A 15,794-nucleotide genomic window follows, 5' to 3' on the forward strand; every position below is an offset into this window, starting at 1 on the left:
CTGCGCTGCGGTCGGTTCCGGGCGGCCGGGGTCAGTGCTTGACGGCGGCCGCGGTGCCGACTCCGGTGAGGGACTTGACCTCCAGCTCGGCGTACTTGCCCTGGTCGGGCTCCTCCTTGGAGAGGATCGAGCCGAGCCAGCCGAGGAGGAAGCCGAGCGGGATGGAGATCAGGCCCGGGTTCTCCAGCGGGAACCAGTGGAAGTCGACGCCCTTGAACATGGAGGTCGGCGCGCCGGAGACGACCGGGGAGAAGAGGACGAGGACGACGGAGGAGATCAGGCCGCCGTAGATCGACCAGAGCGCGCCCTGGGTGGTGAACCGCTTCCAGAAGAGCGAGTAGAGGATCGTCGGCAGGTTGGCCGAGGCGGCGACGGCGAAGGCGAGGGCGACCAGGCCGGCGACGTTGAGGTCGCGGGCGAGGGCGCCGAGGCCGATCGAGACGATGCCGATGAAGACCGTGGACCAGCGGGCGGCCCGCATCTCCTGCTTCTCCGTGGCCTGGCCGCGCTTGATCACGTTGGCGTAGATGTCGTGCGCGAAGGACGAGGAGGAGGCGAGGGTCAGACCGGCGACGACGGCCAGGATGGTGGCGAAGGCGACGGCGGAGATGACGGCGAGGAGGATCGCGCCGGCGGTGGAGTCGGCGCCGCCGCCGACTTCCAGGGCGGTGAGCGGGGCCGCCGTGTTGCCCGCCTTGTTGGACGCCTTGATGGTGTCGCCGCTGAGCAGGGCGGCGGCGCCGAAGCCGAGGACGATCGTCATCAGGTAGAAGGCGCCGATGATGCCGATGGCCCAGTTGACCGACTTACGGGCGGCCTTGGCGGTCGGCACCGTGTAGAAGCGGATCAGGATGTGCGGCAGGCCGGCGGTGCCGAGGACGAGGGCGATGCCGAGGGAGAGGAAGTCCAGCTTCGAGACGGCGCTGACGCCGTACTTGAGGCCGGGCTCCAGGAAGGCGTCGCCCTTGCCGCTGTTGGTGGCGGCGGCGCCGAGCAGGTCGGAGAGGTTGAAGTCGAACTTCAGCAGGATGAGGAAGGTGATGAGGAGGGTGCCCGCGATGAGGAGCACCGCCTTCACCATCTGCACCCAGGTGGTGCCCTTCATGCCGCCGATGGTCACGTAGACGATCATCAGGACGCCGACCAGGGCGACGATCGCGACCTTGCCGCCGTCGCTGGTGATGCCGAGGAGCAGCGAGACGAGCACGCCGGCGCCGGCCATCTGGGCGAGCAGGTAGAAGATCGAGACGACGATGGTGGAGGTGCCCGCGGCGGTGCGGACCGGGCGCTGGCGCATCCGGTAGGCGAGGACGTCGCCCATGGTGAAGCGGCCGGAGTTGCGCAGCGGCTCGGCGACCAGGAGCAGGGCGACGAGCCAGGCGACGAGGAAGCCGATCGAGTAGAGGAAGCCGTCGTAGCCGTAGAGGGCGATGGCGCCGCTGATGCCGAGGAAGGACGCGGCGGACATGTAGTCGCCGGAGATCGCGAGGCCGTTCTGGAAGCCGGTGAACTGGCCGCCGCCGGCGTAGAAGTCGGCGGCGCTGCGGGTCTGCCGGCCGGCCCAGATGGTGATGGCCAGGGTGGCGAGCACGAAGGCGCCGAAGAGGGCGATGATCAGCGGCCGGTGCTCGGTGGTGGCGTTGTCGGCGGCGAGCAGGGCGGGGGCGGTGGCGAGGGTGCTCATGCGTCGCCCTCCATACGGGCCTTGATGGCCTCGCCCTTGGGGTCGAGACGGAGCGCGGCGTGCCGGGAGTAGAGCCAGGCGATGAGGAAGGTGGTGGCGAACTGGCCGAGGCCGAGGACGAGGGCCACGTTGATGTGGCCGAAGACGCGGATGCCCATGAAGTCGCCCGCGTAGTTGGAGAGCAGGACGTAGAGCAGGTACCAGGTGATGAAGGCGACCGTCAGGGGGAAGGCGAAGGAGCGGTAGGTGCGGCGGAGCTCGCCGAACTCCTCGCTCCGCTGGACCTCGACGAACTGCTCCGTGGTGGGCCGGGCGGGACCGGGGTCGGTCCCGGCGCCCTCTCTCGGCGGCGGCGGTGCTTCGGTAGCCACGGACTCTCCTCGTGACGCGGGGGCGGACGGCATGGTCAAGGGGGCCTCACCTGGGGTGCGGGAGCGGGGCGCCTGCCGGAGCCCCTCCCCTGCTCAACGGCACGGAGCCCGGCGCGAAGTGGTTCAGCGGGGTGGATTTCTTCCTCGGAATCTTCATCTGGTCTTCTCAACTCATTGATGAGCGGGGAAGATCAGCGATAGCTTCACTCGTCATGCACCTGCCCGCGCGCAAACCCGCGCGTGAGCAGCAGATACGGATGATGTGGAGAACCCATGGCTCATCTGGGATCGAGGCGCGGCCGAGTACTTGCTCTGCCTGCTGGTCTCGCGCTCACCGCTTCGCTCGGCTTCCTTCCCTCCGGCGCCGCCTCCGCCGCGGAACTGAGCGATGCCCCGGCGGCCGCCACCGTCGCGGCGACGGGCGAGAAGCTCTCGTACGTCGTCAACATCGAGGGGGGCCGTTGGACGGCCTCCTCGGTGAAGAAGGCGATAGCCGCCGCCGGCGGCGAGGTCGTCATCGCGTACGACCAGATAGGCGTGATCGTCGTCCACTCGCAGAACCCGGCGTTCGCGGAGACGATCCGCAAGGCCCGCGGTGTGGTGTCGGCGGGTGCGACCCGTACCGCTCCGCTCTCGGTGCAGGGCGACGACTCGGTCGGCGGGGCCACCGAGGAGCTGACCTCGGCCGAGGCCACGGCTGCCGCGGCGACCGCCTCCGACGAGCAGGACCCGCTGGAGCCGCTGCAGTGGGACCTCCCGGCCATCAAGGCCGACAAGGCGCACCAGAAGACCCTCGGCAGCAGCCGGGTGACGGTCGGCGTCATCGACACCGGCGTGGACGACACCCACCCGGACCTGGCGCCGAACTTCGACGTGAAGGCCTCCGCCAACTGCGTCTCCGGCAAGCCGGACACCACCCCCGGCTCGTGGCGCCCCAACCCGGGCGAGTCGGACCACGGCACCCACGTGGCCGGCACGATCGCCGCCGCGAAGAACGGCGTCGGCATCACCGGTGTCGCTCCGGGCGTGAAGGTCTCCGGCATCAAGGTGTCCACCCCGGACGGCTTCTTCTACACCGAGGCCGTGGTCTGTGGCTTCGTGTGGGCGGCCGAGCACGGCGTCGACGTCACGAACAACAGCTACTACACCGACCCGTGGATGTTCGCCTGCAAGACGGACGAGGACCAGAAGGCCCTCGTCGAGGCGGTCACCCGGGCGACCCGGTACGCGGAGAAGAAGGGCACGGTCAACGTGGCCGCGGCCGGCAACTCCAAGTTCGACCTCGCCGCCGACGAGATCCTGGACAACTCGAGCCCGAACGACACCACGCCGGGCGACCGGGTCATCGACCCGCGCGAGTGCGTCGACTACCCGGCGCAGCTGCCGGGCGTCGTGACGGTCTCCGCGACCGGCGCGAAGGACCTGAAGGCGTCCTACTCGAACTACGGTCTCGGCGTCATCGACATCGCCGCCCCCGGCGGTGACCGCACCGAGTACCAGACCCCGGACGCCCCGGCGGTCAACGGCCGCATCCTGTCGACCACGGTCAACGGCGGCTACAACTACAAGGCCGGTACGTCGATGGCGTCGCCGCACGCCGCCGGTGTGCTCGCGCTGCTGAAGTCGACGCACCCCCACGCGAGCCCGGCCGCGCTGAAGGCGCTGCTGTACGCGCAGGCCGACGAGCGCTCCTGCACCAACCCGTACGACATCGAGGGCGACGGCACGATCGACGCCGTCTGCGAGGGTGGCAAGCAGAAGAACGGCTTCTACGGAGCCGGTCTGGTGGACGCGCTGGACGCCGTCCGCAAGTGGTGACGCCCTAGCGTGATCGGGGCCCCGGTGCGGTCTGCCGCACCGGGGCCCTTTCGCATGCCCGGGAGGCGGCACCGAGTGCCATAGTGCGGGTATGGACAGCACGGTTCGGAGCGGTACGGAAGCACTGTGGTCGGTCCTCGGCGGCGATCCCGCCCTGGTCGAGCGGGTGGAGTTCGGCGGAGTGTCGGGGCTGCTCCCGGCGCGGCTGCCGGTGATGGACCTCGCGCGGGCGACGGTCGCGGTCTGCGGTCTCGCGGCCGTGGAGCACGCGGGCGTGGCGGGGCCCGTGCGGGTGGACGACGGAGCGGTGGCCACCGCCTTCGTGAGCGAGCGTCATCTGCGGGTCGACGGGCGGGCGCCGGTGAGCTTCGCGCCGCTGTCCCGGTTCTGGCGGGCGGCCGACGGCTGGGTCCGCACCCACGCCAACTACCCGCACCACAAGGCCGCGCTGCTCGCGGCCCTGGGCACGGCCGACTCGGTGGAGGCGGTCGCGGAGGCGGTCGGCGGGCGGAAGGCCGTCGACGTGGAGGCGGCGGTGTACGGCTCCGGGGGGCTCGCGGTGGCGCTGCGGACGCCCGCGGAGTGGGCCGGCCACGAGCAGGGCCGGGAGGTGGCGGCGCGGCCGGTGCTGAGCCGGGAGCGGATCGACGAGGCCCCGCCGCGGCGGCGGACCGGTCCGCCGCGGGTGCTGGACCTGACCCGGGTGATCGCGGGGCCGGTGGCGACCCGGACGCTGGCGCTGCTCGGCGCGGACGTGCTGCGGATCGACCCGCCGGGCAACCCGGAGCTGCCGGACCAGCACGCGGACACGGACACCGGGAAGCGGACCGCCGCCCTGGACCTGGACCGGCCCTCGGACCGGCGGACCTTCGACGAGCTCCTGGACGCGGCGGACGTCCTGGTGACCGGCTACCGGCCGGGGGCCCTGGAGCGGTACGGCCTCGACCGGCCGGGCCTGGTGACGGCCCGGCTGTCGGCGTGGGGCGACTACGGGCCCTGGGGCGAACGGCGGGGCTTCGACAGCCTGGTGCAGGTGGCGACGGGCCTCGCGGTCGAGGAGGGGTCGGCCGAGGAGCCGGGGGCGCTGCCGGCGCAGGCCCTGGACCACGGGACGGGGTACCTGCTGGCGGCGGCGGTGCTGCGGTCGCTGACGGAGCGGGACCGGGACGGCGGCGGCCGCCTCGTCCGGCTCGCGCTGGCGCAGACCGGGCACTGGCTGACGCACGGTCTGCCGCGGTACGAGCCCGAGCGGTACGTCACGGAGTCGGAGGGGCCGCTGGGGCGGCTGCGGCACGCGGTGTCGCCGGTGTCGTACGAGGGCGGCCCGGCGGGCTGGTCGCGCCCGCCGGGCGTCGCGGGGGCGGACGCCCCGGTGTGGGCTACGGCTTGACGAGGACCTTGAGGGCGGTGCGCTCGTCCATGGCCTTGTAGCCGCCGGGGACGCCGTCGAGGCCCACGGTGAGGTCGAAGACCGGGGACGGGTCGATGGTGCCGTCGAGGACGTCCGCGAGCAGCTCCGGGAGGTAGGCCCGGACGGGGGCGACGCCGCCGCGCAGGGCGATGTTGCGGTCGAACATGACGGAGAGGTCGAGGCCGGTGCCGGAGCCGTGCGGGACGCCGACGTAGCCGATGGAGCCGCCGTCGCGGGTGATGTTCACGGCGGTGCGCATGGACTGCTCGGTGCCGACGGCCTCGATGACGCCGTGGGCGCCCTGGCCGCCGGTGAGCTCGCGGACGGCGGCCTCGGCGGCCTCGCCGCGCTCGGCGACGACGTCGGTGGCGCCGAAGACGCGGGCGATGTCGGTGCGGGCGGTGTGGCGGCCGAGGGCGATGATCCGCTCGGCGCCGAGCCGCTTGGCGGCGAGGACGCCGCAGAGGCCGACGGCGCCGTCGCCGACGACGGCGACGGTGGAGCCGGGGCGGACGCCGGCGCCGAGGGCGGCGTGGTGGCCGGTGCCCATGACGTCGGAGAGGGCGAGCAGCGCGGTGAGCAGCCGGTCGTCGGAGGCGGCGTCGGTGGGGAGCTTGACGAGGGTGCCGTCGCCGAAGGGGACGCGGACGGCCTCGCCCTGGCCGCCGTCGGAGCCGGCGGAGCCCCAGAAGCCGCCGCGCGGGCAGGAGGTCTGGAGGCCTTCGGCGCAGTAGTCGCAGGTGCCGTCGGACCAGACGAAGGGGGCGACGACCAGGTCGCCGGGCCTGAAGCCGCGGACCTCGGAGCCGGTCGCCTCGACGGTGCCGAGGAACTCGTGGCCGATGCGCTGGCCGGGCTGCCGGGCGGACTCGCCGCGGTAGGCCCACAGGTCGCTGCCGCAGATGCAGGCGCGCAGGACGCGCACGACGACGTCGGTGGGGTCCTGCACGACCGGGTCGGGCACCTCCTCCACGCGCATGTCGAAGGGGGCGTGGATGGTGGTGGCGCGCATGGTTCCTCGTCCTGGTCAGCCGGTCGTGCAGCCTTCTCGGTGTGCACCGTACATCGCGTTCGGGGCGCCCGCGGTCAGCAGGTACTGGGCGGCGATGTAGGTCAGCATGACCCAGAAGTCGGGGGCCGGCAGCTGGGGCAGGTCGGCGATGCCGGTGGCTATGAGGGTGTCGGAGAGCAGGAAGAGCGCGCCGCCGGTGCCGGCGAGGACGCCGAGCGAGGAGGAGCGGTAGGCCATCGCGGTGAGCAGCAGGGAGTAGCCGGCGACGGGGATCCGCAGGTCGGCGGGGAGGTCGGGCCAGAGGGCGACGACGGTGCCGGCGAGGGCGAGGGCGTAGAACGCGCCGAGGGCGGGCGAGGTGCGGCGCCTGCCGAAGAGCACCAGGTAGCAGACGTGACCGAGGGCGAAGGAGCCCATGCCGACGAGGAAGGCCCAGTCGGCGTCGAGGAGCAGGAAGACGTCTCCGCCCCAGCCGAGGAGCAGCGCGGCGAGGAGCAGCCGTGGAGCGCCCCTGGTGGCGGCGTACGCGGCGAGGAGCGGCATCAGGAGCGGCTTGGCGACCAGGTGGCCGGTGTCGGCGCCGGCGAGCAGGGAGCCGAGGTCGACGGCGGCGGCGAGCAGGAAGGCGCTGAGCAGGGTGCGGGAGAGGGTGGTCACGCGGCGGGCTCCGGGGTGGTCTGGTCGGGCATGCCGTCGACCGTAGGGCCCGCCCGTGACGCACGCCAGACGTTGTTACCGACAAGTATGCGAGACGTTCGCCGGCGGTCTTCGGAGGGTTCCGACAAGGCGGCGGCCCGGTGGGCGCCGGCGCGGTCGGCCGGCGTCCGCCCGGCCGGCGCCGGTCACACCCCCGCCACGTCCAGGAGGGAGCCGGCCGCGTAGGTGACGGCCATGGCGAGGGCGCCGCCGACGACGGTGCGGAGGGTGGCCCGGGGGGCGGGGGCGGCGGCGAGGCGGGCGGACCACCAGCCGGTGAGGGTGAGGGCGGCGAGGACCGAGACGACGGTGATCCACAGACGGGTGGAGGCCGGGGGCAGGACGATCGCGAGGAGCGGGAGGAGGGCGCCGACGGTGAAGGCGAGGAAGCTGGCCCAGGCGGCGTGCCAGGGGTTGGTGAGGTCGTCGGGGTCGATGCCCAGCTCCACGCGCGCGTGGGCCCTGAGGGCGTCGCGTTCGGTGAGCTGTTCGGCGGCCTCGCGGGCCACGTCCGGGGTGAGGCCGCGGGCGGTGAGGAGCTCGGTGAGTTCGTCGAGTTCGGCCTCGGGGCTCTCGTGGAGCTCCTTCTTCTCGGTGGCGAGGGCCGCGGTCTCGGAGTCGCGCTGGACGGAGACCGAGACGTACTCGCCGACCGCCATGGAGAGGGAGCCCGCGAGGAGGCCGGAGAGTCCCGCGGTGAGCAGGGCGGCCTGGGACTCGGTGGCGCCGGCGACGCCGACGACGAGGCCGGCGGTGGAGACGATGCCGTCGTTGGCTCCGAGCACGGCGGCGCGGAGCCAGTTGAGACGGGATCCGAGGGCACCACCGTGGGCCTCGTGTGCGGGGGGTGCGGTCACCTCAGGAGGGTCGCACCCCCCGGGTCACCACACGCGGACCGACCCGCCCGGGGCGAAGGCCGGGCTGGTGGCGCCCTCCGGGACCTTCTCCAGGGGCGTGGCGATCTCCTCGACGGTCGGGCCGTGGACGGCCGCGAGCCGGTCGAGGAGGGCGAGGTCGAAGCCGTAGACGCGGGCCGCGTTGCCCCCGACCATGGCGGCCACCTCCTCGCGCGGGAGGCCCGCGTAGGCGAGGCGGAGCCCTTCGCGGGAGTACGGCGTGGTGCCCTCGTCGTGGGGGTAGTCACTGCCCCACATGATCTTGTCGAGGCCGATCCGGTCGCGCAGCGGCACCTCGTGGGGGCGCATGAAGCTCGCGCCGACGAAGCAGTTGTCCCGCCACACCTCGCCGGGGCTGCGGCCCATGGAGTCGGCGAGGCCCGCGCCGAACCTGGACTCGGCGGTGACCGCCCGGCTCGCCGCCGCGACCAGCCGCCCGTGGTAGTAGTCCAGCATCTCCACGACGCCGGGGATCCAGCCGGAGCCCTGCTCGGTGAGGACCAGCCTGAGGCCGGGGTGGCGGCGGAAGGCGCCGCCGAAGACCAGGTGCCACAGGGCCCGGTGGGAGAACCAGGTGGTCTCCACCATGAAGACGGCCCGGGCGGCCGGTTCGTCGCCGAGCGGCGGGGAGGCGGAGCCTCCGTGGTGGTTGACGGGTACGCCGAGCTCCTCGCAGACGGCCCAGATCGGGTCGTACGTCTCCGAGTACAGCTCCGGCAGCCCGCTGCCCGGCGGGGTGCCGGGGAGCAGGATGCCGCCGGTGAGGCCGGCCCCGTGGGTGCGGCGGATCTCCCGGACGGCCTCGTCGACGTCGTTGAGGAGGATCTGCGCGACCCCGGCCCGGCGGCCGGGGGCCCGGGCGCAGAACTCCGCCAGCCAGCGGTTGTGGGCGCGCAGCCCCGCCCAGCGCCGTTCGAACTCCTCGCGGGTGGGTGCCGGGGCCATGAGGGAGGCCGAGGGGAAGAAGGGCGGGATGGTGTTGGGGAAGACGACCTCGGCCACGATCCCGTCGGCTTCGAGCTCGCGCAGCCGGCGGTCGGAGTTCCAGTTGCGGTCGGCGGTGTCGGCGAGCAGGTCCTCGTACGGGTTGACGTAGTCGGCGGCCCAGGCGTCGAAGTCGTCGTGGAACCGCTTCTCCAGGTACGGCCGGTAGTCGAGGAGGTCGGCGCCGGCGTGGCAGTCGGCGGAGATCACGGTGTGGCGGTCGGCGGGGGCGGCGGGGTGGCGGTCCGTCACGGGGTCACCCCCGGCACCGGGCCCATGACCGGGAAGTCGCCGCCGGTGAGCCAGTGCCGGCCGGTCTCGCGGGAGCGGGCCCAGGAGGCCTCGACGGCGGTCTGGTCGGCGGGCTGGCCGAGGTCGGCGGGGGTGGGGCCGATCCGTCCGGCTATCGGCTCCAGGACCCGGACGTCGAATCCGAAGACCTCGGCGGCGGCGAGGCCCAGCATCCTCCGGGTCTCCCCCACCGGGATGTCGTGGAAGGTGTTCCGCAGCCAGCTCCGGGTGTTCGGCCAGGTGCCCTCGGGGTGCGGGAAGTCCGAGCCCCACAGGATGTTGTCGACGCCGATCTCGTACCGCTGCGCCAGCTCGCGCCGCTTGGTGTTGGTGGCGCAGACGAAGACCTGCCGGTCCAGGTACTCGCTCGGCGGGCGCCGCAGTTCCGCGAAGGGCGAGAGCTTCTTGCCGCCGTGGGCGCCGAGGTAGAGGCGGTCCATGAACCACAGCAGGTTCGGCAGCCACCAGCAGCCGGACTCGGCGACGCCGAACCGCAGCCCCGGGTGGCGCTCGAAGACCCCGGACCAGAGCAGGAACCACAGCGGCCGGGCCGGCCACCAGGTGACCTCGGAGACGTAGATGCCGAGGTGGTCGCCGTACTCCTCGCGGGGCGCGGCGCCGGAGTGGGTGACGACCGGCATCCCGGTCTCGGCCGCGGCCGCCCACACGGGGTCGTACCGCCGGTCGTGGTAGGGCGCCTTGTCGACCCACATGGACGGGATCATCAGGGCGCCGAGCCCGGACTCCTTGGCCCGGTGGATCTCGGCGACGACCTCGCGCGGGTCCGCGGTGACCGGCAGCAGGGCGACGCCGCAGTGCCGGGCGGGGGCGTGGGCGACGAACTCGGCGAGCCAGCGGTTGTGCGCCTTGGCGCCCGCCATGCCCAGCTCGGGGTCCTGGTCGCCGGAGAGGCCGAGGCCGACGCCGAAGGGGGCGGCGGTCTGGCTGTCGACGGCGTCCGCGTCGGGGAAGACGACCTCGGCGGCGACGCCGTCGCCGTCCAGCTCCTTGATCCGCTGGGCGTGGTCCCAGCCCCCGCGCAGCCCCTCCTCGTGGTCGCTGAACCACTTGGCCGCGAAGTCCTCGTTGCGCACCCCGAGGCGGGTCATGGCCTCGCGCCGGGCCTGGCGCCCGGCGAGGAAGTCGTCGAAGGCCCGGTGGAAGCGGGACTCCAGGTAGGGCCGGTACTCCTCGGTGGGGAGCCCGGCGTGGCAGTCGGAGGAGACGATCAGGTACGGGTCCTCATGGCTCATGGCCAACCCCTCAGTCAAGGATGAAGCTCTCCAGGTAGGACGGGTTCGCGCGGTCGAGCATCGACCGCGAGCGCGCCCTGATCTGCCGGTCGCTGTGCTCGCTCGCCGGGAGCATCCAGAACCGGTCGGCCCTGATCCCCTCGACGACGTGCTCGGCGACCTCCTCCACCGGGGTGAAGGCGATCTCGTGGCCGGCCTCCTTCATGGCGGCCTCCCACTGGTCGAGCGAGCGGTACGGGGTGCGGCGCGGCCGCTCCTTGGCGTACCGCTCGGGCCGGTTGCGGTGCGACTCCCACAGGCCGGTGCGGAGCATGTGGGGTCCGGGGAAGAGCACGGAGGCGCCCACGCGCGCGTGCTCCGCCCTCAGGTGGGCGTAGAGGGATTCCGTCATGGTGACGACGGCCGCCTTGGTGACCGCGTAGACGGAGGCGGTGGGCAGCGGGGCGATGCCGCCGTCGCCGGATGAGGTGTTGACGACGTGGCCGGGTTCGCCGCTCGCGAGCATGCGGGGGAGGAAGGCCTGGATGCCGTGGAAGACGCCCCAGACGTTGACGGAGAAGGCCCACTTCCAGTCGTTGGCCTCGTGCTCCCACATGCGGCCCTCGGCGCCGGAGCCGACGCCGGCGTTGTTGCAGAGGACGTGGACGGCGCCGAAGGTGTCGAAGGCCGCGGTCGCGAAGGCCCGTACCGCGTCCGGGTCGGAGACGTCGACCGTACGGGCGAGGACCTGCGCCCCGGCGTCCATCAGCTCGTCGGCGGTCTCGGCGAGCGGTCCCTGCTCGACGTCGCCGAGGACGACCGCGAGGCCCTCGGCGGCGAAGCGGCGGGCCATGGCCCGGCCGATGCCGCTCGCCGCGCCGGTGACGACGGCGACCTGCCCCTCCTGGAGTTCCATCAGACGCTTCCTTCCGGGGGGCCGTCGAGGATCTGCGCGGGGTCGTCGTAGCGCTGGTGGACGTAGGGCAGCAGGGCCTCGGCGGAGACCCGCTCGGCGACCCGGCCGCGCTGGTCGGAGGTCTTCTCGCCGAGGGTGATCTCGACGAGGCGGCGGACCGGGAGGTCGGCGACGGGGTCGTACATCGACTCGCGCAGGACGACGTCGCCGGTGATCCGCTCCAGCTTCCTGACCTTCTCGTTGCGGACGCAGTGGACGAGGACCGGGTCGGCGTCGAAGCCGGAACCCTCCACGCCGGGCAGGAACTTGAAGTAGAAGTCGGTCTTCTCGGCCGGCTCGGGCGGCGGCAGCGGTCCCGAGACGGCGCCGCGGACCTCGACGAAGGCGATGCCGTGCCGGGCGAGCCGGGCGCCCACCACGAGCCCGTCGCGCTCGACGACGACCTCGCCGAGCTTCTTCGGCTCGCCGAAGACCTCGCGGCCGCCGATCAGGGCCCGCTCGTGGGTCATCGGCATGACCAGCGGGTACCAGCCCTCGACGGCGCCGTGGGCGGCGGCCACCGAGACCGAGCCGGCGCCCAGCGGATAGCCGGGCAGGTCGACCTTGCTGATGGTGACCCGGACGAGGGGGCGTCCGGTGGGCTTGAGCGGGGGCGGCAGGACCGCCGCCACCGCGTCGGGGTCGGTCTCCCAGAGGGCGACCACTCCGGTGGACCAGATGTCGGGGAGCTTCGCCGCGGCGGCGCGGGCGGCGGCGCTCTCCGCCTCGGTGCGCGCCCCGTACCGTACTCGTGCCATGTCGTACCACCCTTCCGGACGGATACGGCCCCCGGCCTCCCGGACGTGCCGGGCCGAAGGCCTGTAACACTGTTACACCGCTGCCGATGCAGGGTAAAGACGTGTGCGCACGGCGAATTGACGGAACGTCAGGAATGGGGAGGCGGATGGCACGCCAGGCGCTCAGCCGCGAGGAGGTCCTGGACACGGCGGCGGCCCTGGTGCGGGCGCACGGCCCCGACGGACTCACCATGCGGGGGCTCGCCGCCGCCCTCGGCACGGCGGTCACCTCGATCTACTGGCACGTGGGCAACCGCGAGTCGCTGCTCGACGCGCTCGCCGCCCGCACGGTCACCGACCTCGGCACGATCCGCCCGGACGGCGCGACCCCGGCCGAGCGGATCGTCTCGGTCGCCCACGCGCTGCGCCGCTCCCTGCGCGAGCGCCCGCACCTGGTGGCGATGGTCCACGAACGGGGCCTGACGGAACGGATGTTCCTGCCGGCCCAGCGCGCCCTGGTCCACGAGGCGCACGCGGCCGGCCTGCGCGGGGAGCGGGCCGCGGAGCTGGTGCGCGCGGTGCAGTTCCACGTGGTCGGCCACGTCCTCGTCGAGCGCAACCGGGAACGCTCCCCCGCCCAGTCCCCCGCCGAGACCGACCTGTGGACGGCGGAGCCGGCCGGCCCCACCGACCCCGACCCGGAGCTCGTCCGCGCCCTCGCCGCCCCGATCGACACCGAGGCCGTCTTCCTGACGGCGGTACGCGCGCTGGTGACGGGGCTGCTGGGCCGGGACGGGCCCCGTCTTCCCGCGCCCGGAGCGTAATTCGGTGGCACGCGCGCGTGGCGGGGTCCTACGGTGGGCTCACGCGGGGGCGGCTCCGCAAGCGTGCTTCCTTCTCTTCTTTCTACGACACCCGTAGCGCGCTCACTCTCCGCCCTCGCGTTCTCCCTTTCCCCCCTCCACGAGGTGACCTCTTTTTGTCCGTGGTGTCGTCCGTCCTTCTGCGCCGTCTCCGCACCGTCCACCTCGACCAGGCCGGGCCGCGCCCGGGCGACCCGCCCACGGCGGAAGGACTCGTCGCCCTGGAGGCCGAACTCCTCGACCGCGGCTTCGCCCCCGACGCCGCGCTGCGCGCCGCGCTCGCCTGGCTGGGACCGACCGGTCTCGCCGACGCCGGCCACCGGCTGCTCGCCGCCCTCGACCGGGAACTGGGCGCGGACCGGCCCCACATGCCGCTCTTCCGCTCCTTCCCGGCCTCCGTGCCCGACGACACCCCCGGCCTCTACGTGGACCGGGTCCTCAGCCTGCTGCTCCAGTCCCCCGAGCAGCCGTGCGTGCTCTGCGGGACGGCCGGCGACGTCCACCCGGTCGCGCCCTGCGCCCATCTGGTCTGCCGCGGCTGCTGGGACGGCGCCGACTACTCCGGCTGCCCGATCTGCCACCGGCGCGTCGACCCGGCCGACCCGTTCCTGAAGCCCCCGGTGCCCCGGACCGACACCTCCGGCGCGGACGCGGAGAAGGACGCGGAGGACGCGGAGGAGGCGGACGACGCGGAGGAGGCGGACGACGGCGTCGCCGGCCCGCTGCGGCTGCTCACGCTCGGCCGCGACCTCCCCGCCGACGCGGTCACCGTGCTCCGCACCCTGCTCGCCCGCCGCACCCCGCTCTCCCCCGACGACCGGGACGACCTCAAGCTGCTGCTCGCCCACGCGCCCCGCGCCCTGGACTGGCTGCCCGCCGAACTCCCCGGCCGCGAGACGAAGGCGCTCCTCCTCGGCACCCTGCTGCGCGAACCCGCCACCCGGGCCGCGGCGACGGCCGAGCTCGGCCACCGGCTCACCACCGCCACGGACGTGCTGCGGCTGCTCGCCGTCTGGTCCGGCGGCGAGGCCGACCTCCTCGAACCCCGCCGCTTCCGCTCCCTGCCGCGCGCCCTGCGCCGCCTGCTGCTCGGCCTCCTCGACGGCTTCGACACCGCCTCCCTCGTCGAGGACGTGCTGCGCGCGCCGGGCCTGTGGAAGAAGGCCGCCGAGGTGCTCCATCCGTACGAGGCGCACGCGCGGCACCCGAAGGCCGCGCTCGCCTTCGCGGTCCTGCGCGGCACCTCCCTCCGGACCGTCTCCGGCCCGCTGGGCGAGGCCCTCGCCCGCACCGCGGCCGCCCACCCCACCGCCGTGCGCGTCGACGGCGACCGGATCAAGCCGCACACCTGGACCGGCCGGGTGGAGGCGGCGCTCGCCGCGCACGACGCCGACGCCGCCCTCGACCTGCTCGCCCGGCGCCCCGGCGAGCTGCTGCGCCGCCTCGACCACCTGATCCGGCTGCGGCCCACCGCGCGGGCGTCGGCCCGGCTCGCCGAGGTGCTCGGCGGCTCGCTGGCCGGCGCCGGACCGGGCCCGCTGCTCGCCGCCCTGGGCCGGCTGCGCGTCCGCCACCTGCCGGGCGACCGGCGGGTGTTCTTCCCCCGCGGCCGGGTCACCCACGCGTACGCCCTGGACGACACCCGCGCGCCCCTGCCGGTCACGCTGACCGCCGAGGTGTGCGCGCTCCTGGAGGCGGAGGTGCTGCGCCGGCTCGCGGCCGCGCCCCGCTTCGACGCGGCGGTGCTCGACGCGGACCTCGCGGGGCTCGCCGTGCCCTCGGCGGAGAGCGCCGCGGCGAAGGCGCTCGTGACGGTCCCGCGCGGGTCGACGCAGCCGCTGCCGCGCGGCGAGGTGCTGCGGATGTTCCTGCACTGGACCCAGCCGGACCGGGTCCGGGTGGACCTGGACCTGTCGGTGGCCCTGTTCCGCGAGGACTGGTCCTTCGCCGGGCTGTGCGACTACACCCGTCTGGTCTTCGGCCGGCGCGCGGCGGTCCACTCCGGCGACCTCACCTCGGCGCCCGCGCCGCAGGGGGCGACCGAGTACGCCGACCTGGACCTCGCGGCCCTGTCCGCCGAGGGCGTCCGCTTCGCGATGCCCCTCGTGTTCAGCTACAACAACGTGTCCTTCGACCGGCTGCCCGACGCCTTCGCGGGCTTCATGGCGCTCCCCGCGACGACGGGGCGGAACGCGGCGTACGACCCCCGGACCGTGCGCCAGCGCTACGACCTCGCGGGCGACGCCCGCATCCACGTCCCCCTCCTGGTGGACCTGGAACACCGCACCTTCCTCTGGACGGACCTGCACCTGCCCCCGGCCGAGGGCTTCCAGAGCGTGGCGGCGCACGGCGACACCCTGGGGCGGGCCGGCCGCGACCTGTACGGCTACTTCGCGTCCGGCCGCACCACCCTGTGGGACCTGGCCGTCTGGCACGCCGCCGCCCGCACCGACACGGTGAGCGTGCTCCGGCGCGGCCGGGCGGCGACGGACGAGGTGCGGACGTACCGGCGCGGCGACGGACGAGGTGCGGACGTACCGGCGCGGCGACGGGGAACCGGTGCCACGCTTCGCCGACCGGATCCGGACGGGCGGGGCGCCCGAGGAGCGGCACACGGTGGAGGACGGCGCCGCGGCGGTCGCGGCGGCCTCGGCGGGCCGGCACGTGCTCCTCGCGCTGCTCGACGGCGACGTGGCTCCGGCGGGGGCGACCGGCACGGTCTACCGGCTGCTGCCGGGGCCCGTGGACGGCTGCGGTCTCGACGCGGTGGCGGCCGCCGACCTGGTCGCGGCCCTCGGCTGAGCGACCCACCCTCGACGGGTGGGACATAACGGACATCGAGGG

The 15,794-nt window shown here is 74.0% G+C and carries 13 protein-coding genes; 4 read left to right on the forward strand and 9 right to left on the reverse strand.

Features of this window, described 5'->3' with window-relative positions; translation table 11 throughout:
- Nucleotides 1-31: 31 nt before the first annotated feature.
- Both ACFQ8C_RS13000 and ACFQ8C_RS13005 read right to left on the reverse strand, forming a co-directional pair.
- Complete coding sequence (locus tag ACFQ8C_RS13000) at nucleotides 32-1,684, reverse strand: cation acetate symporter (protein WP_383455727.1); 1,653 nt, start codon at nucleotides 1,682-1,684, stop codon at nucleotides 32-34.
- Nucleotides 1,681-2,055 carry a DUF485 domain-containing protein gene (locus ACFQ8C_RS13005; RefSeq protein ID WP_383455730.1) on the reverse strand — a complete coding sequence of 125 codons (375 nt, stop codon included), beginning with the start codon at nucleotides 2,053-2,055 and terminating at the stop codon, nucleotides 1,681-1,683. Before ACFQ8C_RS13005 ends, ACFQ8C_RS13000 begins: the two co-directional genes overlap by 4 nt.
- Nucleotides 2,056-2,328: 273 nt before the next feature.
- On the opposite strand from ACFQ8C_RS13005, the gene ACFQ8C_RS13010 reads away from it, so the two are divergent.
- Nucleotides 2,329-3,873: a S8 family serine peptidase gene (locus tag ACFQ8C_RS13010; RefSeq protein ID WP_383455733.1), complete on the forward strand. Its 1,545-nt coding sequence runs from the start codon at nucleotides 2,329-2,331 to the stop codon at nucleotides 3,871-3,873.
- A 91-nt stretch (nucleotides 3,874-3,964) separates the two neighbouring features.
- Nucleotides 3,965-5,263: a CoA transferase gene (locus ACFQ8C_RS13015; protein ID WP_383455736.1), complete on the forward strand. Its 1,299-nt coding sequence runs from the start codon at nucleotides 3,965-3,967 to the stop codon at nucleotides 5,261-5,263.
- Here ACFQ8C_RS13015 and ACFQ8C_RS13020 read toward each other — a convergent pair.
- The 7 genes from ACFQ8C_RS13020 to ACFQ8C_RS13050 form a co-directional block, all read right to left on the reverse strand.
- Nucleotides 5,253-6,296, reverse strand: coding sequence for a zinc-dependent alcohol dehydrogenase family protein (locus tag ACFQ8C_RS13020; RefSeq protein ID WP_383455739.1), 1,044 nt, complete (start codon nucleotides 6,294-6,296; stop codon nucleotides 5,253-5,255). The two genes, ACFQ8C_RS13015 and ACFQ8C_RS13020, sit on opposite strands and share 11 nt — an antisense overlap.
- A 15-nt stretch (nucleotides 6,297-6,311) precedes the next feature.
- Nucleotides 6,312-6,953 (reverse strand): lysoplasmalogenase, encoded by a 642-nt coding sequence (locus ACFQ8C_RS13025; protein ID WP_383455742.1) that lies wholly within the window; start codon nucleotides 6,951-6,953, stop codon nucleotides 6,312-6,314.
- Between the two features lie 185 nt (nucleotides 6,954-7,138).
- Nucleotides 7,139-7,849 (reverse strand): VIT family protein, encoded by a 711-nt coding sequence (locus ACFQ8C_RS13030; RefSeq protein WP_383455745.1) that lies wholly within the window; start codon nucleotides 7,847-7,849, stop codon nucleotides 7,139-7,141.
- 24 nt (nucleotides 7,850-7,873) lie between these two features.
- Nucleotides 7,874-9,124: an amidohydrolase family protein gene (locus ACFQ8C_RS13035; protein WP_383455748.1), complete on the reverse strand. Its 1,251-nt coding sequence runs from the start codon at nucleotides 9,122-9,124 to the stop codon at nucleotides 7,874-7,876.
- Entirely contained in the window at nucleotides 9,121-10,416 is a 1,296-nt protein-coding gene (locus ACFQ8C_RS13040; protein ID WP_383455750.1) for an amidohydrolase family protein, read from the reverse strand. The genes ACFQ8C_RS13035 and ACFQ8C_RS13040 overlap by 4 nt, the downstream gene beginning before the upstream one ends.
- Before the next feature lie 10 nt (nucleotides 10,417-10,426).
- Nucleotides 10,427-11,311, reverse strand: a complete 885-nt coding sequence (locus ACFQ8C_RS13045) for an SDR family NAD(P)-dependent oxidoreductase (protein ID WP_383455752.1) — start codon at nucleotides 11,309-11,311, stop codon at nucleotides 10,427-10,429.
- Nucleotides 11,311-12,108, reverse strand: coding sequence for an acetoacetate decarboxylase family protein (locus tag ACFQ8C_RS13050; RefSeq protein WP_383455753.1), 798 nt, complete (start codon nucleotides 12,106-12,108; stop codon nucleotides 11,311-11,313). Before ACFQ8C_RS13050 ends, ACFQ8C_RS13045 begins: the two co-directional genes overlap by 1 nt.
- A 146-nt stretch (nucleotides 12,109-12,254) precedes the next feature.
- Between ACFQ8C_RS13050 and ACFQ8C_RS13055 the strand changes: the two genes are divergently transcribed.
- The gene (locus tag ACFQ8C_RS13055; protein ID WP_383455756.1) at nucleotides 12,255-12,911 is read left to right on the forward strand and encodes a TetR/AcrR family transcriptional regulator; all 657 of its coding nucleotides are present in this window, start codon (nucleotides 12,255-12,257) and stop codon (nucleotides 12,909-12,911) included.
- 164 nt (nucleotides 12,912-13,075) lie between these two features.
- A complete protein-coding gene (locus ACFQ8C_RS13060; protein WP_383455758.1) occupies nucleotides 13,076-15,781 on the forward strand; it encodes an MXAN_6230/SCO0854 family RING domain-containing protein in 2,706 nt (901 codons plus the stop codon).
- Nucleotides 15,782-15,794: the final 13 nt, after the last annotated feature.

It is taken from the genome of Streptomyces sp. NPDC056503 (assembly GCF_042794995.1).
GTDB lineage: Bacteria > Actinomycetota > Actinomycetes > Streptomycetales > Streptomycetaceae > Streptomyces.